Origin of the sequence: Promicromonospora sp. NPDC057488 (genome assembly GCF_042802395.1) — a bacterium.
GTDB lineage: Bacteria > Actinomycetota > Actinomycetes > Actinomycetales > Cellulomonadaceae > Promicromonospora.
In genome coordinates this window covers 1-8,527 of the sequence record NZ_JBHVEG010000225.1, presented here as the reverse complement: position 1 = coordinate 8,527, position 8,527 = coordinate 1, and the positions used below count along the sequence as shown (strand labels likewise).

Annotated in this window: 8 protein-coding genes; 4 read left to right on the top strand and 4 right to left on the bottom strand. The window is 73.3% G+C overall.

The annotated features are described in order from the left end of the window. Positions 1 to 111: 111 nt before the first annotated feature. The 3 genes from lepA to ACFU5G_RS27315 all read right to left on the bottom strand — a co-directional run bounded on the left by lepA (position 112) and on the right by ACFU5G_RS27315 (position 4,570). Entirely contained in the window at positions 112 to 1,977 is a 1,866-nt protein-coding gene (gene lepA, locus ACFU5G_RS27325; RefSeq protein WP_377251800.1) for a translation elongation factor 4, read from the bottom strand. A 140-nt stretch (positions 1,978 to 2,117) separates the two neighbouring features. Further along, a complete protein-coding gene (locus ACFU5G_RS27320; RefSeq protein ID WP_377251798.1) occupies positions 2,118 to 3,164 on the bottom strand; it encodes a hemolysin family protein in 1,047 nt (348 codons plus the stop codon). Further along, positions 3,161 to 4,570 carry a hemolysin family protein gene (locus ACFU5G_RS27315; protein WP_377251796.1) on the bottom strand — a complete coding sequence of 470 codons (1,410 nt, stop codon included), beginning with the start codon at positions 4,568 to 4,570 and terminating at the stop codon, positions 3,161 to 3,163. The genes ACFU5G_RS27320 and ACFU5G_RS27315 overlap by 4 nt, the downstream gene beginning before the upstream one ends. A 241-nt stretch (positions 4,571 to 4,811) precedes the next feature. Between ACFU5G_RS27315 and ACFU5G_RS27310 the strand changes: the two genes are divergently transcribed. Continuing rightward, entirely contained in the window at positions 4,812 to 5,552 is a 741-nt protein-coding gene (locus tag ACFU5G_RS27310) for a maleylpyruvate isomerase N-terminal domain-containing protein (RefSeq protein ID WP_377251794.1), read from the top strand. 15 nt (positions 5,553 to 5,567) lie between these two features. Here ACFU5G_RS27310 and ACFU5G_RS27305 read toward each other — a convergent pair whose 3' ends face one another. Then, positions 5,568 to 6,458, bottom strand: a complete 891-nt coding sequence (locus ACFU5G_RS27305) for an aminoglycoside phosphotransferase family protein (protein WP_377251792.1) — start codon at positions 6,456 to 6,458, stop codon at positions 5,568 to 5,570. A gap of 86 nt (positions 6,459 to 6,544) precedes the next feature. On the opposite strand from ACFU5G_RS27305, the gene ACFU5G_RS27300 reads away from it, so the two are divergent. From ACFU5G_RS27300 to ACFU5G_RS27290, 3 genes are all read left to right on the top strand, one after another. Then, positions 6,545 to 7,333: an alpha/beta fold hydrolase gene (locus tag ACFU5G_RS27300; protein ID WP_377251790.1), complete on the top strand. Its 789-nt coding sequence runs from the start codon at positions 6,545 to 6,547 to the stop codon at positions 7,331 to 7,333. A 42-nt stretch (positions 7,334 to 7,375) separates the two neighbouring features. Further along, positions 7,376 to 7,810: a type II toxin-antitoxin system PemK/MazF family toxin gene (locus ACFU5G_RS27295; protein WP_377251788.1), complete on the top strand. Its 435-nt coding sequence runs from the start codon at positions 7,376 to 7,378 to the stop codon at positions 7,808 to 7,810. Positions 7,811 to 7,894: 84 nt separating this feature from the next. Beyond that, entirely contained in the window at positions 7,895 to 8,464 is a 570-nt protein-coding gene (locus ACFU5G_RS27290; protein WP_377251786.1) for a type II toxin-antitoxin system PemK/MazF family toxin, read from the top strand. Positions 8,465 to 8,527 lie beyond the last annotated feature (63 nt).

Here is an 8,527-nt window from a genome sequence, read left to right as displayed (position 1 = left end):
AGCTTGTCGAGACCCGTCAGAGGTCTCGACAAGCTCGACCAGCGAGGGGCGCGTCCAGGTCGGCAGCCCGCCGTCGTCGGGCACGGGGATGCCGGAGGGAAGTGCGGGCACCTACTTCTTCTTGTCCTTGGGGCCGTCCGAGTCCGAGGAGAGCGCGGCGATGAACGCGTCCTTCGGCACCTCGACGGAGCCGATGTTCTTCATGCGCTTCTTGCCCTCCTTCTGCTTCTCCAGCAGCTTGCGCTTACGGCTGATGTCACCGCCGTAGCACTTGGCGAGCACGTCCTTGCGCATGGCGCGGATGGTCTCGCGGGCGATGACGCGCGCGCCGATCGCCGCCTGGATGGGCACCTCGTACTGCTGGCGCGGGATGAGCTCCTTGAGCTTGGCCGTCATCATGACGCCGTACGAGTAGGCCTTGTCCCGGTGCACGATGGCGCTGAACGCGTCGACCTGCTCGCCCTGCAGCAGGATGTCGACCTTGACGAGGTCGGCCACCTGGTCGCCGGACGTGTCGTAGTCCAGGGACGCGTAGCCGCGGGTCTTGGACTTGAGCTGGTCGAAGAAGTCGAAGACGATCTCGGCGAGCGGCAGGTGGTAGCGCATCTCGACGCGGTCCTCGGACAGGTAGTCCATGCCCTGCAGGTCGCCGCGCTTGGACTGCGACAGCTCCATGACGGCGCCCACGAACTCGGCCGGGGTGAGGATCGTAGCCTTGACGACGGGCTCGCGGACCTCCTTGATCTTGCCCCCGGGGAACTCCGACGGGTTGGTCACCTCGACCTGGGTGTTGTCCTCCAGCGTCACGTCGTAGATGACGTTCGGGGCGGTGGAGATGAGGTCGAGGTTGAACTCGCGCTCCAGGCGCTCGCGCACGATCTCGAGGTGCAGCAGGCCGAGGAAGCCCACGCGGAAGCCGAAGCCGAGGGCGACCGACGTCTCGGGCTCGTAGTTGAGCGCCGCGTCGTTGAGCTTGAGCTTGTCCAGGGCGTCGCGCAGCACCGGGTAGTCCGAGCCGTCGATCGGGTACAGGCCCGAGAAGACCATGGGCTTGGGGTCGCTGTAGCCGCCGAGCGCATCGGTGGCGGGCTTGGCCGCGTTGGTCACGGTGTCGCCGACCTTCGACTGGCGCACGTCCTTCACGCCGGTGATCAGGTAGCCCACCTCGCCGACGCCGAGACCCTTGGTCGGGTGCGGCTCGGGCGCGCTGACGCCGATCTCCAGGAGCTCGTGCGTGGCCTTCGTCGACATCATGGCGATCTTCTCGCGCGGGTTCAGGTCGCCGTCGACCACCCGCACGTAGGTGACGACGCCGCGGTAGGTGTCGTAGACCGAGTCGAAGATCATGGCGCGCGCCGGAGCGTCCGGGTCGCCGACCGGGGCCGGGACGCGCTGCACGATGCGGTCGAGCAGGGCCTCGACGCCCACGCCCGTCTTGCCGCTGACCTTGAGCACGTCCTCCGGGTCGGAGCCCACGAGGTTCGCCAGCTCCTCGGCGTACTTCTCGGGCTGGGCCGCGGGCAGGTCGATCTTGTTCAGGACCGGGATGATCTCGAGCTCGTTCTCCATGGCCAGGTACAGGTTGGCCAGGGTCTGCGCCTCGATGCCCTGCGCGGCGTCGACCAGCAGCACGGCGCCCTCGCAGGCGGCCAGCGACCGGGAGACCTCGTAGGTGAAGTCGACGTGGCCGGGCGTGTCGATCATGTTCAGGGCGTGCGGGGTGCCGTCGAGCTCCCACGGCATCCGGACGGCCTGCGACTTGATGGTGATGCCGCGCTCGCGCTCGATGTCCATCCGGTCCAGGTACTGGGCGCGCATGGCGCGCGCGTCGACGACGCCCGTGAGCTGGAGCATGCGGTCGGCCAGGGTCGACTTGCCGTGGTCGATGTGCGCGATGATGCAGAAGTTGCGGATCAGCTCGGGCGCCGTGGCATTCGGCTGGATGCGCGCCGTGAGCGCAGGACCGGGGATGGGCAAAGCGTTCTCGCTCCGTCGTCAGGGTGGTGTCGTCAGGATCGTGGCCGGGATGGGCGGGGGCCAGCTGCCATTCTCCCACGTCCCGTGCGAGCGGGGTGCGGCACCGGAGGGCAGTCCCCCGGCACCGCACCCGCGCCTCGTCAGGCGGGCGTGCCCGCCGTCGTGCGCGGCAGCAGGCGCCGCAGCACGTCGGCGAGGGTCACCACGCCGAAGTCCGCCGCGGGCCCGTCCGGCCCGTCGGCGTCCGACCGCGGCACGACGGCGAGGTGGTTGCCCGTCTCGCGCATGCTGGTCAGCGCGGTGTGCAGGGGCACGTCCGCGGCCAGCTCGAACACGGGCCGGGTCACGTCCGTGACGGGCGCGTCGTCGGCCAGCAGGAGGGTGTCGCGCACGTGCACCACGCCCTCCGGGCGCCCGCCATCACCCTGCACCAGGATCCGCAGGTGGCCGGAGGCGCGGGACGCCTCCTGCACCTGCGCGGCCGTGGCCCCGTGCCCGACGGCGGACGGCGCCGCGTGGTCGGCCAGCAGGTCCTCGACCGTCAGGCGGCGCAGGTCGAGCGCGCCCGAGAGCTGGGTCGAGTACGCCAGGTCGAGCGCACCCACGCTGACGGAGTGCTCCACGAGGTGCCGCAGGTCCTCCGGGCCCTGCCCGGAGGCGACCTGGTCGGCGGGCTCGACGCCGACCCGCCGCAGGCACCAGTTCGCGGCGCCGTTGAGCGCCACGAGCACCGGCCGGGTCACGACCATGAACGCCCGCATCGGCAGCGCCAGCATCGTCGCGCTCGCCTCGGGGTGCGCGATGGCCCACGACTTGGGCGCCATCTCCCCCACCACCAGGTGCAGGAACGTGACGATGATCAGGGCCAGCACGAAGCCCGCGACGTCGGCGGCCCAGTAGGGCGCGCCCCACGTCTCGAACACCGGCGTGAGCCAGTGGTGCACGGCCGGCTTGGTGATGGCACCGAGCGCCAGGGTGCACACCGTGATGCCGAGCTGCGAGCCGGCCAGGAGCACGGTGAGCTCGCTGGAGCTGCGCAGCGCCGCCCGCGCCGAGCGGGAGGTGGGAGCGGCGTCCTCCAGGCGGTGCCGCTTGGCGGCCAGGAGCGCGAACTCCACGGCCACGAAGAACGCGCTCAGCGCGATGATCAGGACGGTCGCGGCGAGGACGACCCAGGGGTTGCTCATCGGGTCTCCTCGGTCTCGGTGCCGGCGTGGTGGCCGGCGGGGGTCTCCGCCTCGTCCTCGGGGGGTGCCTCGACCACGGTGACCCGGACGTGGGACGGCACGTGCCGCTCCACGTCGAGCACCTCGATGCGGAGCACCTCGGACGGCGGCGGCTCGGGCGCCACCAGGGTGGCCGGGTCGATGGGCAGCGGCACGTCGACGACGTCGCCGGCCGCGGGCAGCGAGCCGTGCACGGCGATCGCGAGACCCGCGATCGTCTCGTGGTCACCCTCGGGCAGGTCGCGCTCGACGGCGCGCTCGACCTCGTCGAGGTGCACGTCACCGGCCATGACCCAGACGCCGTCCGACGCGGCGGTCACGGGGTCGATCTCGTCGTCGTGCTCGTCGGTGATCTCGCCGACGAGCTCCTCGGCCAGGTCCTCGACGGTCAGCACGCCGGCGAAGCCGCCGTACTCGTCCACGACGCAGGCCATCTGGTTGCGCGTGGCGGACAGCTCCCGCAGGGCGTCCGGCAGGGCCATCGAGGTGGGCAGCACGAGCGCGGGGCGCAGCAGGTCCGCGACGGTGGTCGCCGACGACGGCGCCGCGAGCAGGTCGGTCAGGTGCACGACGCCGGTGACCTCACCGTCGTCGTCCACCACCGGGTAGCGGGAGTGGCCCGCGGCCATCAGCTCGCGCACCTGGGCGAGCGTGTCCTTGCTGTGCACCACGCCCACGCGGGCGCGCGGGATCATGGCGTGCTCCACGTCCTGCCGCGGGAAGTCGAGGATGCGGTCCAGCAGCACCGACAGGTCGCCGGGCAGGTCACCGCTGGCCCGCGAGTCCGCGACGATGTGCTCCAGGTCGCGGGCCGTGGCCGAGTGCTCGACGTCGTGCACGGGCTCGATGCGCAGCAGCCGCAGGAGCGCGTTGGACGCGGCGTCGAACACCTTGATGAGCCAGCCGAAGACGGCGAGGTACACCGTGGTCGACCGGGCCAGCCAGAGCGCGACCGGTTCCGGCCGGGCGATCGCCAGGTTCTTCGGCACGAGCTCGCCGAACAGCATCTGGACGAGGGTCGAGAAGACGAGGGCGAGGACGGTGCCGATGGCGACACCCGTGCCGACCGGCACGCCGACGCCGCCCAGGGCCTCGCCGAGCGCCTCGCCGACGAGCGGTTCGGCGACATAGCCGACGAGCAGGCCGGTGACGGTGATGCCGAGCTGCGCGCCGGACAGCATGAAGCTGGTGCGCCGGGTCACCCCGAGCGCGCGCCGCGCGCCGGCGTCACCGGACTCGGAGCGGGAGGCGAGGCGGGCGCGGTCGACCGCCATGTACGCGAACTCCTGCGCGACGAAGTAACCCGTCACGGCGGTGATCGCCAGGATCACCACGACCCCCAGCAGGAGGGAGATCACCCAGGTCAACGCATCCACCTCCTCTCGGTGGTGCGGAGACGTGCGTTCGGGCCGGGACTATGACTGTCGGGGTCCATGATCCTTCACTGGTGGTGGTGCGGTCTGCCTCGGACCGAAGGTCTCCGGCCAGGATGCGCCGTGCGCATCGCGTGGAGAACGACGGAGGTGCTCCTACGGTTCCACGGCGTGCGGCAGCCGTCATCCGGAGCGTGGCACCGGGGTGTCGGTGGGGCGCGGTACCTTTCCGCACATGACGCTCGACCACCTGTCGCTGCTGGCCAAGTTCCAGGGCGACTTCCTCGCCGCGGTGCCCGCCGCGGACGCCGACGCGCGGGTCCCCGCCTGCGGTGACTGGACCGTGCGCGGGCTCGTGGAGCACCTCGCCGAGGTGCACCACTGGGCCGCGGGCAACGCCCGCGGGGTCAAGGGGCCGGCGCTCGGCGACGGCCCGTTCGACCTCGCGCCGCACTACGCCGCCCAGGCGGCCCTCCTGCGCGAGACGCTGGCCGAGCTCGACGCCGCGGCCGAGTGCCGGGTCCTGACCCATCCCGACCCGCTGGGCCCCGGCCCGGTGCGGTTCTGGCACCGCCGGCAGACCCACGAGACGCTCGTGCACCTGCACGACCTGCTGGCCGCCTCCGCGGGCGGGGCCGCGGCGGGCCTCGTCGGCGCGGCGCCGGAGGTGTGGGCCGACACGGTCGACGAGGTGGTCGGCGTGCTCCAGCCCCGACAGGTGGGCCTGGGGCGCATGGCGCCGCTCCGCTTCCCGGTGGCGCTCGTGGCGACCGACCTCCCCGGCGCGCCCCTGTGGGTGCTCGGCGCCCCGGGCGAGCGCGCGGACGAGGTGGCGCCCGACGTCGTCGTCACCGGTACGGCCGAGGCGCTCGCGCTGACGCTGTGGCGCCGGCTGACGCCGGACGAGGCGGGGCTCGTCGTCACGGGCGACCGCGCCGACCTCGAGGCCGCGCTGGCGCAGCCGATCGTGCCGTAGGGGTCGACCGGGGCTTCAGTCCGCCAGGACGGTGGAGATCCGGGCCTGGCCCGCGCGGGCGAAGGCCGGCCAGCGGTCCCAGTAGTACGGCAGCGCGATGACGGCCTGCACCAGCATCCAGCCGCGCCCGCGCTGCCACGCGTCGTCGGGGTCCGCCAGGCCGGCCGTGGCCGTCGCGCGGAAGTCGGCGCGCTCGCCGTCCGCCAGGGGCAGGCCCCAGGCGGGGATCAGGTCGGCGGCCGGGTCGCCCAGGCCCATGGCGCCCCAGTCGATGACGCCGGTCAGCCGCCCGGCGCGGGTCAGCAGGTTGCCGGGCAGCAGGTCGCCGTGCAGCCAGCTCGGTTCCGCCGCGGGGCGCGCGGCCAGGGCGCCGTCCCACACCCTGGTGACGGCGGGGCCGTCGATCCGGTTGCCGGACGCGACGATCCCCGCGCGGACGGCGTCGTCCAGGTTCGCGAGCGGGACGCCGCGCGAGGTGCCCTCCTTGACGGGCCCGCCGTCGGTGGGGACCGTCCGCAGGGCGGTGACGAGCTCGCCCAGGTCGCGGGCGCCGCGCGCGTCGAGGCCCTCGGGGGACGCCGGCTCGCCCTCCAGCCACGGCACCACCGACCAGCGGAACGGGAAGCCCTCCCCCGGCTCGCCCACCGCCACCGGCGCGGGGATCTCGACCGGGAGGTGCGCGGCCAGGTGCGGGAGCCAGCGCGCGTCGGCGAGCGCCTGGTCCTGCGCCCAGGCGATCTTGGGCATGCGGACCAGCAGGTCGTCCCCGAGGCGGAACAGGTGGTGGTCGGTGCCGCCGGCCGGTCCGGGCCGCACCGGCAGCCCGGACCACCGGGGCAGCTGGGCCGCGACCAGCCGGTGCACGAGGTCCGGGGTGGAGACGAGCTCGTCGTCGTGGAGGCGCATGGCCACACCGTGGCACCGTCCCGGGGACGCGGCCAGCACATTTCGTCCGGCCGATGAGTTCCGCGCGCCGGCGTCGTCGGACCGTCATGACTCTCTACACGACCACCAGCCAGGGCGACCGGGTCGCCTACGACCTGCACGGCTCCGGCCCGGCCCTCGTCTTCGTGACGGGCGCGGGACCGGACCGGGCCGACGACCCGATCACCGCCGAGACCGCCCGCCGCGCCGCCGACGCCGGCCTGACCGCCGTCACGTTCGACCGCCTGGGGCGCGGGGAGAGCCCGGCCGAGGGCCGGCTCGACCTGGACCGCGAGCTGGCGGCCGTGGCCGCGGTGATCGAGGTCGCGGGCGGCCCCGCCGTGCTGGTCGGGCACTCGTCCGGCTGCGCGATCAGCCTCCGGGCCGCGACGGCCGGGCTGCCCGTGGCGGGGCTGGCGCTGTGGGAGGCGCCCCTGGGCGACCCCGCCGCCACGACGCAGGCCTGGGCCGACGAGATCGAGCGCCTGCTCGACGCGGGCGACACCGAGAACGCCATGCGGTACTACATGAAGGACATGCCGCCGGAGTGGCTCGCGGGGATGGAGGCCTCCCCCGCCTGGCCGGACCTGGCCCGCACCGTGGCCGCCTACCGGGCCGACGCGCAGGCGCTGGCGTGGGCGCAGCACGGGCTGGAGGACGGCACGCTCGACGTCACGGTCCCGGTGCTGGCCATGTACGGGACCGAGACGTTCCCGGAGATGCCGGTGGCCGCCGCGAGCATCGTGGCGCAGGTGCCGAAGGGCACCGAGAAGGAGATGCCGGGCGCCATGCACAGCTGGGAGCCGGAGCCGATGGCGGCCGAGCTGGCCGAGTTCACGCAGGCCTGCGCGGGATAAGTCTCGGATGTGCGGTTCACCCGTTCCGGTACGGTTCCAGGCGTGACCTTCGCATCAGACAACAGCTACCCCGGCGACTACGAGGGCGACGTGCACCCCGTCTACCACCCGCAGCTCGACGGCGAGCCGGACCCGGGCGAGGTGGTCTGGACCTGGGTCCCGTTCGAGGAGGACCACAGCCAGGGCAAGGACCGCCCGGTGCTGCTCGTGGGCCACGACGGTCCCTGGCTGCTGGGCCTCCAGCTCACCAGCCAGGACCACGACCGCGAGGACCTGCTCGACGAGGCCCGCGCGGGGCGCATCTGGATGGACGTCGGCACGGGCCGGTGGGACCGGTCGGGCCGCGAGTCCGAGATCCGGATCAACCGCGTCATCCGGATCGACCCCGACGACGTGCGCCGCGAGGGCGACGTGCTGGACGAGGCCAGGTTCAACGAGGTCGTGAAGTACATGGACCGGGCGCTCGACCTGACCTGAGCCCGCCGGGGTACGGGGCGCGGGGCGCCCCGCCCGGCGTCGGCCCGCCTGCTCGCGGGCCGGCGTCGGGCTACCCTGCCCTGCGTGAACCAGAACCCGTGGATCAAGCTGCTCGGCGACGTCGTCGAGGCCGTGGCCCGTGCCCTCGGCGACCAGAACGACAGCCGCTCGGGCGGTGACAAGCCCTCCGGCTCCCGGCCGTCGGGCGACCGGCCGACGCCGCGGGCGCCTCGCCCGTCGGGACGCGACGTCCCCGAGACCGACGGCTACCCGGGCGACTTCGAGGGCAAGGTGAAGCCCGTCTACCGCCCCGAGCTCGACGGCGAGCCCGACCCGGGCGAGGTCGTCTGGTCATGGGTTCCCTATGAGGAAGATCACAGCCAGGGCAAGGACCGGCCGGTGCTGATCGTGGGCAACGACGGCCCGTGGCTGCTCGCGCTGCAGCTCACCAGCCAGGACCACGACCGCGACGCCGAGCAGGAGGCCCGCGCCGGACGCCGCTGGATGGACATCGGCACCGGCGGCTGGGACAGCTCGGGCCGCCCCTCCGAGGTGCGCCTCAACCGCGTGATCCGCATCCACCCGGACGCCGTCCGCCGTGAGGGCGCGATCCTGGACCGGGCGATCTTCGACAAGGTCACCGGCGCGCTCTGACGCTGCCCTCCGACCCACGTCCGAGACGTGTCAGACCCTCAGGTCACCCGGGTGACCTGAGGG